14 protein-coding genes are annotated in these 16116 nt (G+C 63.9%); 6 read left to right on the top strand and 8 right to left on the bottom strand.

What is annotated here, in order from left to right:
- Positions 1–84: 84 nt before the first annotated feature.
- Positions 85–1278: a TMEM43 family protein gene (locus tag NLY43_RS25150; RefSeq protein ID WP_023710980.1), complete on the bottom strand. Its 1194-nt coding sequence runs from the start codon at positions 1276–1278 to the stop codon at positions 85–87.
- A gap of 64 nt (positions 1279–1342) precedes the next feature.
- Positions 1343–4249 (bottom strand): M16 family metallopeptidase, encoded by a 2907-nt coding sequence (locus NLY43_RS25145; RefSeq protein WP_023713317.1) that lies wholly within the window; start codon positions 4247–4249, stop codon positions 1343–1345.
- A 507-nt stretch (positions 4250–4756) separates the two neighbouring features.
- Here NLY43_RS25145 and NLY43_RS25140 point away from each other — a divergent pair.
- Positions 4757–5467: a helix-turn-helix transcriptional regulator gene (locus tag NLY43_RS25140; RefSeq protein WP_023683473.1), complete on the top strand. Its 711-nt coding sequence runs from the start codon at positions 4757–4759 to the stop codon at positions 5465–5467.
- Positions 5464–6234 (top strand): helix-turn-helix transcriptional regulator, encoded by a 771-nt coding sequence (locus NLY43_RS25135; protein ID WP_023683474.1) that lies wholly within the window; start codon positions 5464–5466, stop codon positions 6232–6234. Before NLY43_RS25140 ends, NLY43_RS25135 begins: the two co-directional genes overlap by 4 nt.
- 31 nt (positions 6235–6265) lie before the next feature.
- Here NLY43_RS25135 and NLY43_RS25130 read toward each other — a convergent pair whose 3' ends face one another.
- The 6 genes from NLY43_RS25130 to motA are packed head-to-tail and all read right to left on the bottom strand — an operon-like array spanning position 6266 to position 11117.
- Complete coding sequence (locus NLY43_RS25130; protein ID WP_023671756.1) at positions 6266–6703, bottom strand: BspJ family T4SS effector nucleomodulin; 438 nt, start codon at positions 6701–6703, stop codon at positions 6266–6268.
- On the bottom strand, positions 6700–7782 hold the full coding sequence (gene flhB / locus NLY43_RS25125; protein ID WP_023683475.1) for a flagellar biosynthesis protein FlhB: 1083 nt from the start codon (positions 7780–7782) through the stop codon (positions 6700–6702). The genes NLY43_RS25130 and flhB overlap by 4 nt, the downstream gene beginning before the upstream one ends.
- Before the next feature lie 13 nt (positions 7783–7795).
- Positions 7796–8812 carry a flagellar motor switch protein FliG gene (locus NLY43_RS25120; protein ID WP_023683476.1) on the bottom strand — a complete coding sequence of 339 codons (1017 nt, stop codon included), beginning with the start codon at positions 8810–8812 and terminating at the stop codon, positions 7796–7798.
- 38 nt (positions 8813–8850) lie between these two features.
- Entirely contained in the window at positions 8851–9240 is a 390-nt protein-coding gene (fliN, locus tag NLY43_RS25115; RefSeq protein WP_023683477.1) for a flagellar motor switch protein FliN, read from the bottom strand.
- Between the two features lie 33 nt (positions 9241–9273).
- Positions 9274–10206: a FliM/FliN family flagellar motor switch protein gene (locus tag NLY43_RS25110; protein ID WP_023683478.1), complete on the bottom strand. Its 933-nt coding sequence runs from the start codon at positions 10204–10206 to the stop codon at positions 9274–9276.
- Between the two features lie 35 nt (positions 10207–10241).
- A complete protein-coding gene (gene motA / locus NLY43_RS25105; protein ID WP_023671751.1) occupies positions 10242–11117 on the bottom strand; it encodes a flagellar motor stator protein MotA in 876 nt (291 codons plus the stop codon).
- A gap of 144 nt (positions 11118–11261) precedes the next feature.
- On the opposite strand from motA, the gene NLY43_RS25100 reads away from it, so the two are divergent.
- The 4 genes from NLY43_RS25100 to NLY43_RS25085 are packed head-to-tail and all read left to right on the top strand — an operon-like array spanning position 11262 to position 16085.
- A complete protein-coding gene (locus NLY43_RS25100; RefSeq protein ID WP_023710977.1) occupies positions 11262–13073 on the top strand; it encodes a DUF1217 domain-containing protein in 1812 nt (603 codons plus the stop codon).
- A gap of 7 nt (positions 13074–13080) precedes the next feature.
- Complete coding sequence (gene flgF, locus NLY43_RS25095; RefSeq protein ID WP_023671749.1) at positions 13081–13806, top strand: flagellar basal-body rod protein FlgF; 726 nt, start codon at positions 13081–13083, stop codon at positions 13804–13806.
- Between the two features lie 4 nt (positions 13807–13810).
- The gene (gene fliI, locus NLY43_RS25090) at positions 13811–15232 is read left to right on the top strand and encodes a flagellar protein export ATPase FliI (protein WP_023710976.1); all 1422 of its coding nucleotides are present in this window, start codon (positions 13811–13813) and stop codon (positions 15230–15232) included.
- Positions 15219–16085 carry a hypothetical protein gene (locus NLY43_RS25085; RefSeq protein ID WP_023673646.1) on the top strand — a complete coding sequence of 289 codons (867 nt, stop codon included), beginning with the start codon at positions 15219–15221 and terminating at the stop codon, positions 16083–16085. Before fliI ends, NLY43_RS25085 begins: the two co-directional genes overlap by 14 nt.
- Positions 16086–16116 lie beyond the last annotated feature (31 nt).

Here is a 16116-nt window from a genome sequence, read left to right as displayed (position 1 = left end):
AATTCCAGGATAAGTGTGAGGCGGTTTTCCGGCCGGAATTGCGCCAAAGAGATATGGGGCGGCTCCGGCCGCCCCGACCTCTATCTAGGCGGCCGCCGCCGGGTTGGGCACAACCACCGGAACGGCTGGCCTTCGCGACCGACCGATGCGGTAGACAATCACCGCCGCAATCACGCCTGCCGCCAGGATGGCCACCGCCAGCAACGGCCGGTACCAGAACCAGGCAATCGCAATCGTCACCGTGCCGACCAGGATCGCCAGGACGAAGGCGATAATGCCGGTACCCATCCGCGCCATGCTGCCGAGGAAGGGTATGACATCGAGGATCACCCCGATCGGGCTGAGGAACAGCGCAAAGCCTATGGTCAGCAACAGCAAGCCGGCGCCGCGCAGCAGCCAGGTGATCAGCGTGTTGGCGCTGACGGCGTCGGCGAACATCTTTTCGGCCGGGACGTTGCCGGTGTCGACCATCAGCAGCGCATCGCCGGCTTGCGTCTGGTAGGGCTCGAAGCGGCTGCCGGCCTGGCGCGCGATGATACTGATCACGCCCAGCGGCGCCAGTTCGTAGCCGATGCGATAGTCGCCCAAAGCGGGCTTCGTGTTGTCATTGCCGAGATAAATCTTGCCATCGACGATGCTGAGCGGTTTCGTTCCGGTATAGGCAGCCTTTATCGCCGCCGACTGGTCGGCTGACAGGGAATAGTCCTTGTCACCCTCGATGCGGTCCAGCACCGGCGTATCGAGATCGAAGGCGACAAGCTTGCCCTCAGGAATCTGGAAGGTCCGGCCGTGGATTTCCATCGGCGGAGTCTGGTGGCCGTCCGGCTTCTTGAAATCGGAGGAGTCGATCTGGCTGTCGTCCCACACCTTGGAATAGCTGTAGGTGGTCACCGTCTCTTCGCCACCGCCGAGCTTCTTCGTCGTCTCCGACTTGGACTCTTCCTTCCACTGATACATCTCGACGCTGCGCGACAGCCGCAGCCCTTGCGCCGCAATGCCGAAATCCGGATCCGCCAGACCGCTGTCCGCCGTCACCAGCCCGCTGACATGAACCAGCTTGCCGTCATTGGCGGTATCGACGCTGTCGGCGCCGACCGAAACCACCGCTCCAGAACCTTCGGCCAGCGAGCGCGCCGTCTGCACGGCGCGGCCTTCGTTCCAGAACAGCCCGATCACCATCAGCACGATCAGGATAAGGCCGAAGATGACCCCGCCGACCGCGCGCTTGATCCGCCCGAACCACGAGACGGACGTTACTTCCCGAAATGAATCGCTCATCGTTTCCCCCGAAACAAAGTTATCCCAAAATTACAACGCGGCCGGCGGCTGCGCGTTTAGCCCGTCAATCGGCGTGGATCTGCGCGCCGCAATCCCTGTCGCCGGCGCAGGCGTGCACCGCGCGTGTCGTGCCGCCATCGCCAACCCGCCACGGCGAGGCAGACAGCGGCGCCCGGCGATTGCCCCCGAGAAGATCGAGCGCCCGCATCGCCGTGTCTTCGCCAGCCTCGTCACGCTTGACGATCTCGACGTCCTTGAGGCCGATCGCGGCAAGCTGCGGCATCACCACATCGGGGTCGCCCGCTACCACGATCAGCGACGGATCGAGCGACGCCAGGGCCAGCGCCTGTTTCTGAACCGCATCGAGCGTCAGCTTTGTGCGCGCCGCCATGCGGGTTTGCTGGTCCTCCAGCGTCGATCCGCTGCCAACCGCGCCAATCAGCGAGGAGAACAGACCAGCCGACGTCTCGGCCGATCCAGCCAGCGCCCGGCGATAGACGGTCACCGTGCGGTCGACCTCGTCCTGCGCTACCGGCAAGGTTGTCAGGCCGGCAAATCCTTTCAGGATTTCGGTAATCGCCGGACCGGTGTTGGCGCGCTCGACGGTGGTTGCCACGACCAATCCCGAGCCGGCCTTCATCGGGCTCATCAGATAGCTCGACACGCCATAGGAATAGCCCTTCTCCTCGCGGATCACCGAATTCAGCCGGCTGGAGAAATCGGCGCCAAGCAGGTTGGAGACCGCGGTCGATTCGGCGCGCTCGCTCTCGTCGGTGCCGGGCGCCGGCCGCGCCACGAACAGTGCCGACTGGCTGGCGCCGGGTTCGGGCACCAGCAGCACTTTCTGTCCCCCGTTGAAATGCGCTGCCGGCGACGGCTCGACGGCATAGCCGGCGGTGTCGCTTGTCCACGCGCCGAATGCTTTTTCAAGGCTGGCGGCGACGGTCGCGACCGGCATCGGGCCGACGCTATAGAAGGTCACCGCCTTCGGCGTGAACTCCGCCTTGAATGCGTCCCTCGCCTCGTCGAGCGAGATCGAGGCCAGCGCCTTTGCCGACCAGTCCACCGCTGCCTTGCCCGGCACCTGCGGGATCAGCGTCGCCTTTGCCATGCGGCCGGCAACGCCGGGCAGATCCGCCTCGCGGCCGTTTAGCCAGTCGACCGTCTGCGCCATCAGCACCGTCCATTCGGTCTTGTCGAAACGAGGCTTCAGCACCGCGTCGGCGAGCAGGCCAATACCCTGGTCGAGCTTTTCCGGCGGTACGCCAAGCGTCATCATCGTGGTCAGCGTTCCGGCCTGGTGGCCGACGCCGGCGCCGATGTCGCTGGCCGCCTTGGCGAAATCAGCCGAGCCGCGATCGGCGGCCCCGCGTGTCGCCATGCTTGCTGCAAGCTCCAGCAATCCCTCCTTGCCTTCCGGCACGCTGTTCCAGCCGCCGGCGGCACTGGCCGCGACATAGACCATCGGCGCTTCCGGCATTGTGTAGTGGACGAGTTTGATGCCATTCGAGAGCGTCGCCGTTTCCATGGCGGGCAGTGTTGCCGAAGGCGCTTGCCCGGCCGCATGCTTCGGAATGTCGATCGCCGCTCGCTCCGGCGCGGTGAACGGCTGCGGTGTGCCGGACGACCCGATCAGTGCATCGGGATAGCCGCCGCGCGGGCCGGGCTTCAGCACCAGTATGCTGGCGTCTTCCGGTTTCAACAGCCGCTTCATCGTTGCCTCGACGCCCGCCACGCTGGCGTCCTTCACCCGCGGGTCGTCCACCAGCGCGCTCTGCGCATCGCCGAGCACGTCGGCATTGTAGGAGACGACGCCGGCGCGATCCTTCAGTGCTTCGCTGCCGAGCCGCGCTGCCTGCAAGATGCCGGTGCGCGCACGCTCGACATCGACCGGATCGAGCGGGGTCTTCAGGAAATCCGCAAACGCCGTTTTCATCGCGCTTTCCAGCGCTTCCGGCGCCACACCTTCGGCGGCACCCGCCTCGAAGGTAAAGCGGCCACCGAGCAGACCGCCGGTCCAGCTCGCGCTGGCATAGGTGGCAATGCCCAACTGCGAAACCAGCCGGTTGCGCAAAAACCCATATTCGCCGTTGCCGAGCAGTTCGGCGGCAATGCTGAGCGCACCATTGTCGGGCGACTGCGCCACCGGGCCACTGAAGCCGACCACGACGATGGAGCTTGGCACACGATCCTCGAGCACCAGCTTGAGCCGGGCCTGCGTCGGTGCCGGCACGGCGGGCCGCGCCACATCGGCGCCGCGCGCCACGCGGCCGAACGTGTCGGCAATCAGCGCCTTGGTGTCGTCGATCTCCAAGTCGCCGACCAGCACCAGCACCGCATTGTTGGGCAGATAGTAGCTGTTGAAGAAACCCCTGACATCGTCGAGCGTCGCCGCATCGAGATCGGCGACCGAGCCGATAACCATGCGGCTATAGGGATGCGGCTTCGGGAACAGCCCGGACCAGAAAGCTTCCCAGCCGGATGCGCCGGCCTTGTCGAGCACGTTCTGGCGCATCTCGTTCTTGACCACCGAGCGCTGCAGATCGAGCTTGGCCTGAGTCACCGAGCGGCCGAGATTGGCCATGCGGTCGGCCTCCAGCGACAGGATCATCGGCAGTGACGACGACAGCCCGTCGACGTAATAGACCGTGCCGTCTTCGGTGGTCCAGGCATTGATCTCGTTGCCGAGCGCGGCATGCGCACCGAACACGTTCGGCCAGGCCGGCGTGCCGGAAAACATCAGATGTTCGAACAGATGCGCAAAGCCCGAGCGTCCCGCGGGTTCATTCATCGACCCGACGCGGTAGCGCAGGTTCATCACCACCTTCGGCACGCGATGGTCGGGCACCAGCACCACCTGCAGCCCGTTTTCGAGCGCATAGGTAACGGTCGGCTCAGCCTTGGCGGGCGCTGCCATGCCGGCAAGAACCGCAAGCACCACCTTGAACGCCAGGAAAACCTGCTTCATCATGACCCCCGATGCTGATGGCCGCGAGCAAGCGCCGCCAAATCCGCCGTATGACCGAAGGGATGCCCACCCCTCCCGGCTGCCGAGACCCTATCGGAATCGATCGGCCCTCGATACGGCAGTATCGCAACACCCTCTGGCTTTTTCGTGTCGGCGTTTCAGGCCTTTTGCGGCGGCAAAGGCCGCGAAAGCCGCCCCTGAGTCGCTTGAGTCCAATAATATTGATTTTGTCAAATCGCGTTTGATGTCGGATTCATCTGCGGGTAGATTAGACCCGAATCAGCCGGTCCTTGGGGGGCGCGGCGACCACCCAAAGTCTCAAGTTCCGGCCAATGACCGGCACCAGACGCGGACGGCTTCGCGTTCCCTGAATGGATTCGGCGATCAGCGCGACCGCCGCGCCGTGTGAGTGCTTCGTAAACGTGATGCGTCTTCAAGTTCGGCCGCTGCCAACCCCAGCGTCCGGGCTCAAGAAAAGACTCCGGCCATGACATACAACCAAAGCATCCAATGAGCAGTTCCGCCGCGCTTCTCCAATCCGATACGTTAGGCTCGCGCCTTGAATCGCGCGGCGATCTCACCTCCTTTTTCATGCAGCTTGCCGCCGAGATCGGCGCCGACAGCTACATGCTCGTCGCCATCGTCCACGACCAGGATCGTAACGACGCCCGCATCGTCTCATCCAACTGGATCTTCGACGCCATTGAACTGATCGGCAAGCGGCTGATCGCCGGCCTTGCCCAGGGACCGCTGACCGTTGCACCTGGCATCCGCCCGAGGCCGCTGGTCGCCGCCGCGGCGCCCGACGCCGGCGGACTGCTCACAGGCGAAGAGGCGCGCCTGCTCGACGTGCTTGGACATGCCGAAGTCTATTCACTGCGGCTCAATGTCGGCCGCCAGCGGCTGTTTGCGCTTTTCTCGGCGGCCGAGGCCGGCAGTATCGACCAGCCGGCGCTGATGAAGGCTCAGTTGAAGTGCTGTTACGCGCTGTCCGCCATCCCGCAATTGATCGCCGCCGTCGCCATGCAGGACCCGCTGTCCGACCGCGAGCGCGAATGCCTGTTCTGGGTGTCTGAAGGCAAAACCACCGATGAGGTCGCAGTGATCCTCGGGGTCTCGTCCAACACCGTCAACAGCTACATCACCCACGCCATCCAGAAATTCGCGGCGTCGAACCGCGCGATGGCCATCGCCACGGCGATCAGGAGCGGCATCATTTGAAACATGCTGACATCAAGGCGGCGGCCGAAGCCCTTTTCAACGAGCAGCGCAATCCGTTCGGCGCCTTCTCCATCGGTTCCGAGACGCACCATGCCGTTACCATCCCGGACGCGGTGCGCCGCTGCCGCTGGATCGCCGTCGACATCAACGCGTCGGCGTTTGGCCTCTACTTCGTCAGCCCCTCGCCGGAACGGGCGCGCCTGGTGCCGAGCTTCGATTCCGACTATCCCGCCACCGCGGTGACAACCAAATTCATTGCCGGCGCCAACGGTGAGGAGATGGTTCGCCACAGCGGCGCCTCGACAGCGCCGCGCTGGTGGGCCGATGACGGCATCGCCGGCTCGGACGCCGTCTTCAAGAACCTCGCCTGGGCGGAGCGGACGGAGCCGCTGGCGCCGGGCACCAACGGCATTGGCTTTCCCGTCCATGCCGATCGCGGCCATTGCGGGCTGGTGGTGTTCCTCGGCTCGACGATCGCTTTGCCGGAGGACACGCTCTACGAAATCCACGCCCGCTGTTTTTCGCTGTTCGCCGCCGTCGCCCGCATTCGTCCGAACGATGCCGGCCGGATGCGGTCGATCTCCAAGCGTGAACTGGAGTGCCTGAAGCTGACCGCCAACGGCAACACCAGCGAAGAGATCGCCAGGCTGTTGAAGCTGTCGGTCCACACCGCCAACCAGTATCTCACCCAGTCGACGCAGAAGCTCAACGCGGTCAACCGCAACCAGGCGGTGGCCAAGGCGCTGCGGCTGGGGCTGATCGAGTGATCGCGTCTGGCAGTTGGAGTAAGACAAAAGATCAGCGATAGGCGAGCGGCTCGGTCCTGCGGATTCGCGCCTCTTCGATCACCGTCTCCAGCAAAGCGGTGTTGTGCTCGGGGTCTTCCCCGGGCTTTTCGAACGACACATAGTTGACCGCGACCGAAGACCTCTCCTCGCTCAGCGTCAGCTGGAAATAGACGGTGACGCCCGGCGGCCGAAGCTCGAGATCGAGCACGATGCGCGGGCTGCCGCTCCAGTCGACATGTGCCTCTCCGCCATGGCCGAGCCTGAGCGTGCCTGGGAGGAAAAAAAGCTCCACAGCCGAATCCACCAGATCCGACAGGCAAGCGAAATGCTCGAGCCGGATGAAGGCGATGTAGTCGGCGACGTCGATCAGCCGCAACTCGTCGACCACCTGCTCGATGGCCTTGGCGACGATGAGTTCGCGGGATTTTGCGTGCGGTTGGCGGTTCATGAAATTTGTCTCCGCTCAGCCTTTTTGGAGTAGACGATCCGCACCAGTTCGGCGACGGCCTGGTAGAATTGCGACGGGATCACGCTATCAACCGAAACTTGCTTGTACATGGAGCGGGCGAGCGCCACGTCCTCGAAGATCGGGATGTTGTGCTCCTTGGCAATCTCGCGAATCTTGAGCGCCACAAGGTCCTGGCCCTTGGCCAGCACCATGGGTGCTGAATCCTCGTCGCGGACATATCTGAGCGCGATGGAAAAGTGCGTCGGATTGGCGATGATCAGCGTCGCGCGCGGCACCGCCGTCATCATCCGCTTGCGCGCCCGGTCGCGCGCCAGCGAGCGCAGCCGCGACTTGATGATCGGGTCGCCCTCGGACTGCTTGAACTCGTCCTTGACCTCCTGCTTGGTCATCCGCAGATCCTGCTTCCAGTGGAAGCGCGACCAGACGACGTCGACCGCCGCGATCAGCCCCATGACGAAGACGATCGCCACCAATATGTCGACGGTGATGCTTTTGATGACGAGGCCGAAAGCGACGGGGTTGGTGATCATGCCGGCCAGGAGCTGGCGGTAGTCCTGCGATAGCGTGAAGTAGAGCACGATGCTGGCGAAGCCGAGCTTGCCCAGCGATTTCAGGAACTCGACCCAGCCCTGAATGCCGAACATCCTGGTCCAGCCTTTGGCTATCGAGATGCGCGACAGTTGCGGCCGGATCCGCTCGCCGACGACTTGCGGCATGTTCTGCAGCACCGAGGCGCCGATGCCGGCCACCACCAGCAGCACCAGCAGGCTGACGACGGCGTTGCCTATTTCCATCATCACGGTCTTGTAGAGCGCGATGACGTCGGTCTCGGTGTCCATCGGCCACGCCTCGGGCTTTTCCAGGAACATCGACAGGAACATGCCGAGATCAACGACCGCGTCCTTGGCGTAGAAGACGGTGAACACCAGTATGGCGATGAAGGACGCCAGAAGTGCGGCCTCTCGCGAATGGGGCAGCTTGCCCTGTTCGACGGTGTCGCGGATCTTCTTTTCGGTCGCGTCTTCGGTTTTGGAGTCTTTGTCCGCCGCTTCAGCCATTCAGCGCTCGGCGTTAAGCCGCTTCGCTCTGCTGCGATGAGGGCAGTTCGAAAGCCCCCTCGCGCGAAAGCCGGATTGTCGCCACCGCGATGTTCTTGCGCGCCGTCATGATGTCGGCAAGCTGAATGCCTTCCGAGCCCTGGCCGAGCTCGGACTCGATCATGCGCCGCGACCGTGCGCCGATCGCCGACAGCACCGATTCCGTCAATGCGGGCGCCGCACCGCGCAGCGCCAGCGTGATCAGTTCGGTCGACAGCCCGTCGAAAAGGAGTACCCTCGCCTTCTGCGTCAAAAGCGGCAGATCGTCGAAGGCAAACAACCTGGAGCGAACACCGCCGAGGTCCGGCGTGCCGGCCTCTTCCAGATCCTGCATGACCTCTTCCAACTGAGGCTTGTCCATCTCGTTGAGCATACTGGCGACGCGCGCCTGTCCCGCCGAGATATCCTTGGTCGCGGTCTGCGCCAGCACGCTGGCGCGCAGCTGGTTCTCGATGATCCTGGTGGCCGCGTCCGGAATGGTCGCCATCGTCACCATGCGCTTGATGATCTCGCTGCGCATCGGCTTTTCCATGGTCAGCAAAATGTTGGCGGCGGCTTGCGGCGCAAGCTTCGACAGCACCATGGCCGCGGTCTGGGGATGCTCGGCGGCAAGGAATGTGCCCAGACGCGTCGGTTCGAGCTTTTCCAGCTCCGGCCAGATCGGCGGTGGCCCTTCCGGCGCAACCTCGAAGCGCTTGTCGCCCATGATGGCGCTCATCTCTTCGGGCGACAGCGATTCATTGAGGATCGTGTCCATCCGGTCGGCGGAATCGAGCAGGCCCGCACCTTCGGTGAACTCGGCCTCGAATTCGGCAACGATGCGTTCGAGGTCGCTTTGCGGAATGGTGCGCAGCAGCCGCGCCCCTTCGATCAGTGCCTTCAGTTCTTCTTGCTTGAAGAATTTCAGCAGCCGGCTGGCCGAAGGTTTGCCCATCGCCACCAGGATGGCGGCGGCCTTTTGCGGGCGCGTGAGCGTCACCGGCGTCGTCATGGCATCCGCTCCTGCTGAGACCGCATGTCATTCATTGCTCAAGCGCCCTTGGTCGCCGCGATAATTTCGGTCAGCCTGATGCCAAAGCGCGACGGATCGCTTTCCAGCACGGTGATCTCGCCGCGCGCGATCTTGCGGCCGTTGACCACGACATCGACCGGTTCGCCGATGCGCCGGTTGAGCGCCACCGTCGAGCCCTTCTGCAGCGCCATCAGGTCCGACACCGGCATTTCCGTACTGCCGAGGATGATCTGCACATCGACCGGGATGCTCATGATGATGTTGGAATTGGCGCCGGACGTGGCAGCCCGCAAGGCGGCGTCGGGGCGCTTTTCCTCCTCCTGGAGGACGCCGCGCAATTCCTCGATGGCGCGGTCGAGCTGTTCGTCCGGCTGGTCGATATTGGCTTCCACCTTGGTCTTGGCCATCAGTCGTCTCCAAATGCTTGGGCTTGCCCGGCGTCAGCCCGGCATGAGCCCATCGATAAAATCCTGACCGGCATCGTAAGGATGCCTGATCCGGACGGTGTAGTTCTGCCCGAGTTTACCGAACTCGCAGACAAACAGCGTCTTGTCGCGCGCGCTCAGCTTGGCCTGCGACTGCGCGGTTTCCTCGAACTCGATGACCTGGCCTGGCTCGAAACCGGCGAGATCGCCGAGCGTCAGGCGGGCCAGCGGCATGGTCGCTTCGAGCGTCACCGTCGAGCGCATCACTTCTTCGGAAAAACGTGCCCGCCAGTCGGAGGTCGTGCCTTCGCTGTCGTGGACATCGGCGATACCGCGTGTGGCAAGCAGAATGCGCTGCGGGATCATCACCGTGACCGTTCCGCTGTCGGTCGGCGTCGAGATGCCGAAGACGATGCGCACCGCCGCGCCATCGCGCAGCACGCGACGCTTGGCTTCGCTGCCCGAAAGCGCCCGCGGCACCGGCAGCCGCAGCTCGAGCGAGCGCCGGCCCGATCCGTTCAACGCCTGCGCAACTTCCTGGAAGACCGTGGTCGCGACATCGGTCTCGATCTGCGACAGAGCGCGCTCGATCGGCGAAACCGGCTGATCCGGATCGCCGCCGAACAGCGCGCACACCATCACGGCGATGGCCGGCGCATCAGCCACCAGCGTCATCGCATCCGAAGACGTCGGCGATGCTATGATGGCCATGGCAAAGGCATCGCCGGCATTCGTGCGGGCATCGGGAACACGGCTGATCTCGACCGCGCGCAGGTCGACGGTGACCGGTGCGCCGAGTTCGCCGGCCAGGCTCTTCTGCAGCAGCGGCAGGGCGCGCTCGCCCATCGAGCGCCCGGTGCCGATGACATGAGCGGCCTCACCGCTGTCACCGACCAGACGCTCAATGATCAGCGAGCGGGCTTGCGAGGGGCTGCCAGGACTTGTCATGACGGCGTGCGGTCCTGTCTGTCGTCATGCATGGCTCAAGCCGCTTTCTTCTCGGCGGAAGCTGTGTTCATCGTGCTTTGCTCGACGGCATCGATCGTCGGCCGCTCATAGGACGAGATGGTCTTGCGACCGAACTCGATCGCCACCTGCGGCAGGGCGCCGTTCATGTAGGCAAGCAGCGTCTGCTTGACGATGATATAGAGGCGGTTCTTCTTCTCGCGCACCGTCTTGATCTTGGTGGCGACCGGCCCGACCACCGCATAGGACAGGAAGATGCCGAGGAAGGTTCCGACAAGGGCAGCGCCGATCAGGCCGCCGAGGATTTCGGGCGACTGGTCGAGCGCGCCCATCGCCTTGACCACGCCGAGCACGGCGGCGACGATGCCGAGCGCCGGCAGACCATCGCCCACCGCCACCAGCGCATGGTAAGCCTTCATCTTGTCGGACTTGATGGTCTGGATTTCCTCGTCCATCAGCGCCTCGATCTCATGCGAGCGGGCATTGCCGATGATGATGATGCGGCAGTAGTCGCAGATGAAATTCGTCAGGTCGTGGTTCTTGAGCACGGTCGGGAACGCCTGGAAGATTGCCGACTCCTCCGGATTGTCGATATGCGCCTCGACCTCGCTGCGCGACTTCGAGCGCAGTTCGCGCATCAGGCTGTGCAGCACGCCCAGCGTCTCCAGATAGTCGCGCTCTTTCGGCACCGCCTGCTTGAACGCTTCGAGGATACCCCTGCCGGTGTCCTTGACCGTCTTCATCGGGTTGGCGACGAGAAAGGTTCCAAGTGCGGCGCCACAGATGACCACCGCTTCCCAAGGCTGCATCAGCACATGCAGATGGCCGCCCATCGCCATGAAGCCGCCGAGAACACAGCCGAGCGTCACCACAAGTCCGATCAGAATGCCCACGCCAGATCCTTCCGCATCACGTCAGGCCTAACCGATAGCCCCCGTGCCTTGTGTGAGGCTTGAATCATGCAAGGTGAGGCGATTCAGCCTCGCGCAAGCAAGTCCGCATAGTCTTGCTTTTGAAGCTGCGACCGGAGGCATGTCGTGTTGAGCACTTTTACCAGCTACCAGCTCATCGCCAGGGACATCCCCAAGGCGATCGACCGCATCGAGGCGGAGCCGATCACCAAGCGCGACACCGACTACTATCTCGCGAACATCGGCAGCGTGAAATCGATCGACGATTTCGTCAAGAACGACCGGCTGTTCAAATATGCCATGAAAGCCTTCGGTCTCGGCGACATGGCTTACGCCAAGGCCTTCATGGTCAAAGCCCTGAAGGAAGGGGTGTCGGATTCCGACAGCTTCGCCAACAAACTGAGCGACAAGCGTTATGCCGAGTTCGTGTCGGCCTTCAATTTCGCCGCACTTGGCGCTAATGCCACGAGCTACAATTCGGCACAGCAGGGCGTGACCAACAATTATGGTCTCCAGGTCTCGGTCGGCCCTTCGCAGAACGGCTTCACCTACTACAAGGGCGAAACCTCGTACTACCTGAGCAACATTTCCAACGTAAAATCGATCGACGACCTGATGGGCAACGATCGCCTGCTCACCTATGCGATGGCCGCGTTCGGCCTGGACGCCGACGCCGAGCCGGCTGCGACCGTGCGGGCCATGCTGGAAGGCGGCGTCACCGACCCGAACAGCCCCGCAAACACGTCGACAAACAAGGGCTATGCGGCTTTCGTCGCGGCTTTCGACTTTGCCCAATATGGCGACCAGGCTACGGCGCGCGACGCCGTCCAGCAGGCGGTGCCGAAGGCTGTGATCGGCGGAACCGGACTGTTGCTCGTCAAGCCGACCGCGCAATACATCAAGGGCGAGGCCGACTACTACGCAGCCAACATCTCCAAGGTGAAGTCCATCGAAGACCTGCTGAAGGACAAGCGCCTGCTGACCTTCGCCATGGCTGCCTATGGGCTTGATGCATCGACCCAGACGACGAAGCAGATCCGCACCATGGTCAATGGCGGCGTCACCGATCCGTTGAGTCCCGCCAACCTGTTGACCGACAAGAGCTACGCCAACTTCGTCAGCGCCTTTGATTTTGCCCAGTATGGCGATCAGACGATCACGCGCGACGCGGTGCTGAAGACCACGCCGAAGCTCTACACGACCGAGTCCAGTCTTGGCCTCATCAAGCCGAATGCGGACGCCGTCCAGGCCGAGACCAGCTACTACCTCGCCAACATCACCAAGGTGAAATCGGTCGACGACCTGATGGCCGACAGCCGCCTTTATAACTATGCTCTGTCCGCAAGCGGGCTCGATCCGGCGACCACCAACAAGGATCTCGTCCGTGATGTCCTTGAGGGCGGTGTCCGCGATCCCGCCAGTGTCGCCAACAAGCTCTCCAACAAGGCCTATGCCAGGCTCGCCACCTCGTTGAATTTCGAGGCCTACGGCGAAGCGGCAACGACCCGCAGCCCGTCGCAGCAGCCGGTGGTCGACAAATACATGCGCCAGACCCTGGAAGAAGACGCCGGCAAGACCAATGAGGGCGTGCGGTTGGCGCTCTATTTCGAGCGCAAGGCCTCGACCATCACCAACTGGTACGACGTGCTGGCCGACACGGCCCTGGCCAGCGTGGTACGCACCGCCATCGGCCTGCCCGATTCCTTCGCTGCCGCAGATATCGACAAGCAGGCGCAGGCCTTCGACGCAAAGCTCGACCTCACCGATTTCACCGACCCGGCCAAGCTCGAGAAATTCCTCACCCGCTTCACCAGCCTTTGGGAAATCAATCATCCGACCTCGACCGCCCAGACATCGATCAGTGTGCTGTTTGCGCAGCCGACCACCGTCGGCATCTCGACCGATCTGATGATGGCCATGCAGAAACTGAGATTCTGAGAACACCATGCAGGACAGCCTTTACGTCGCCCTTTCCTCGCAGATCGCGCTTGAGCGCCGTCTCGACACCATCGCCGATAATGTCGCCAACGCCTCGACCATCGGCTTTCGCGCCACCGGCGTGAAGTTCGAGGATGTCGTCTCCGGCAGCGGCCCCAAATCGGTGTCCTTCGCCTCCTCCGGCAAGACCTATTTGTCCGGCGCGCATGGCGCGATGACGCAGACCGGCAACCCGTTCGACTTCGCCGTCCAGGGCGATGCCTGGTTCGGCATCGACACCCCGGCCGGCACCGTGATGACGCGCGACGGACGCTTTTCGATGAACGAGAACGGCGAGTTGATGTCGCTCGAAGGCCATCCGGTGCTCGACGCCGGCGGTGCGCCGATCCAGCTCGACCCGCGCGACGGCCCACCCAAGGCGGGCGCCGACGGCTCGCTGCGCCAGGGCGACAAGCTCGTCGGCGCCATCGGCCTGTTCAATTTCGATCCCGGCCCGAATTTCGTCCGCTACGGCAATTCTGGCATCGTGCCCGCGCGTGCGCCGGAGCCGGTCACCGACCGTTCCGATCTCGGCGTCGCGCAGGGCTATGTCGAGGAATCCAACGTCAATCCGGTGCTGGAGATGACGCGCCTGATCATGGTCCAGCGCGCCTTCGAGAACACGGCGGCGCTGATGCGCCAGACCGATGCCTCGACCGACGACGCCATCAAGACGCTCGGCTCCAAGTCGTAGCAGCATGTCGAGCAGCAAATCATCGATACGCGCGCTTGAACGGCAACCGGAGACAGCACCGGAAAACCGGCTGGCTGCGCTGGAGCGGATCTGGCGCCGCTTCGATGACACCGAGACGTTGCTGCGGCGCGGCGGCCGTGTTTCGGAGGTTTCGCCAACGCATTACAAGGTGCGCGGCCTGTCTGAAGTCGCCAGGCTTGGCGACCTCGTCGAACAGCGCGGCAATGCCGGCACGCGCCGCGGCGAGATCGTCAGGATCGGCCGCGACGAAGTCGTCATCGCCCCTTTCGAACGCAGCGCCGACGCCGGCATCGGCGACGCCGTGTTTCGCCGCGGCCCGCTGACGGTAACGCCGCATGCTTCGTGGCGTGGGCGCGCCATCGACGCGCTGACCCGCGTCATCGACGGCGGCCCGCCGCTGATCAGGATCGGCGAGGCTGCGAGCGGCGACGGCACAACGCCCGGCGCCATGGCGCGGCAGCGCGTCGGCACCGCCTTCACGACCGGGGTCAAGGTCATCGACATCTTCACGCCGCTCTGCCTCGGCCAGCGCCTCGGCGTCTTTGCCGGTTCCGGCGTCGGCAAGTCGACGCTGCTCGCCATGCTGGCCGGCGCCGACGCCTTCGACACCGTGGTCGTGGCGCTGATCGGCGAGCGCGGCCGCGAGGTACGCGAATTCCTCGAAGACACGATCGGCGCAGAGAGCATGGCCAAGACGGTCGCCGTCGTCGCTACCAGCGACGAGAGCGCCATGATGCGCCGGCGCGCGCCGGATACCGCCATGCGCGTTGCCGAACATTTTCGCGACCAGGGCCATCGCGTGCTGCTGGTGCTGGATTCGATTACCCGCTTTGCCCATGCGCTGCGCGAGGTAGCGACCGGCACCGGCGAGCCGCCGGTCGCCCGCGGCTATCCCGCTTCGGTTTTCACCGACCTGCCCAAGCTGCTCGAACGCGCTGGCCCGGGCGCTGAAGGCCCCGGTATCAAAGGACAGGGATCAATCACTGCCATCATCTCGGTGCTGGTCGACGGCGACGACCACAACGACCCGGTCGCCGATTCGGTACGCGGCATTCTCGACGGCCATGTCGTGCTCGACCGCGCCATTGCCGAACAGGGCCGCTACCCCCCGGTCAATCCGCTGTCGTCGATCTCGCGCCTCGCCGACAAGGCATGGAGCCCCGAGCAACGCATGCTGGTGACCAGGCTGAAGTCGATGATCTCGCGCTTCGAGGACACGCGCGACATCCGCCTGCTCGGCGCCTATCAGGGCGGCGCCGATGCCGAGCTCGATATTGCCGTGCGCCAGGTGCCGCTGATCTACGAGGCGCTGACGCAGTCGCCCAGGGATCGCGCCTCGAGCGACGCATTCTCCGACCTCGCCCGTCATCTGAAAGGCAAGCAAAGTGTCGATGCAGGAGACTGAGCTTCAGTACACCGAGCGGCTTTTGCGCGAGATGATCGCAGAGGCCAGTGCCGCCGAGGAAGCCCGGGCCAACGAAGCGAGAGCTGTCAGGGCAAAGGCCGATCTCGACAAGGCCGCCAAGGCTGAGGCCATTCTGGCCAGGGCCGCCAGGCCATTCTTGCCCAGGGTAGCCAGCGTAGTCGAGTCCACTGTGCCTCGCTTGGCCGAGCCTGCCTTGCCCAGCGTCGTCAAGCCTGAATTGCCAAGGACCCCTCGCGCCGGCCCCAAAGAAGCGATCGAGACCAGTCGTGACTCGCTTCTCGACGGGCTGTTCCCGGTCACCGAATGGCCGCAGCCGCCAAGGCCGCAATATCCCAGGCTCGACAAGAAATCCGACCGCCGCAGCGATATCGTCTTTGCCGCGCTCGGCATCACGCTTGGCCTGATCTGCGCGCTGTTTCCCTGGTATATCTTCTTCAATCAGGACCAGTTCGGCGTGCAGGCGATCAAGTTCGGCGGCAGCGGCACCAATGCAGGGCGGGTCAGCGGCGGCTCGCAGATGGAGAACAGCGGTCAGCCGCTGACGGCAAACGATGTTCCCGATGTCGACCTGTTCGCCACCGGCACGCTGCAGGACCCCGAGGACAAGACCCAGCCTCCCGGCGTCGACGAGCAGCCCTTCCCGGCGGACGCCAAATTTCGCATGGTTCATGTCGCCAATGGCCGCGCCATGATCGAGGACGATGCCGGCCTGTGGATCGTCCAGCGCGGCTCGAAGCTGCCCGATACCAGCGTCGTCTCGTCGATCGAGCAACGGGGCGGCAAGTGGGTCATGGTCACCAGCACCGACCAGGTGATCGAACTCTCCAAATAGCGGCACACCGGATTTACCCCCGAGCCGCGCA

Origin of the sequence: Mesorhizobium sp. C416B, assembly GCF_030323165.1 — a bacterium.
Classification (GTDB): Bacteria; Pseudomonadota; Alphaproteobacteria; order Rhizobiales; family Rhizobiaceae; genus Mesorhizobium.
Note: the sequence above shows the minus strand (reverse complement) of the source record. Positions and strands in the feature narration are given on the sequence as shown.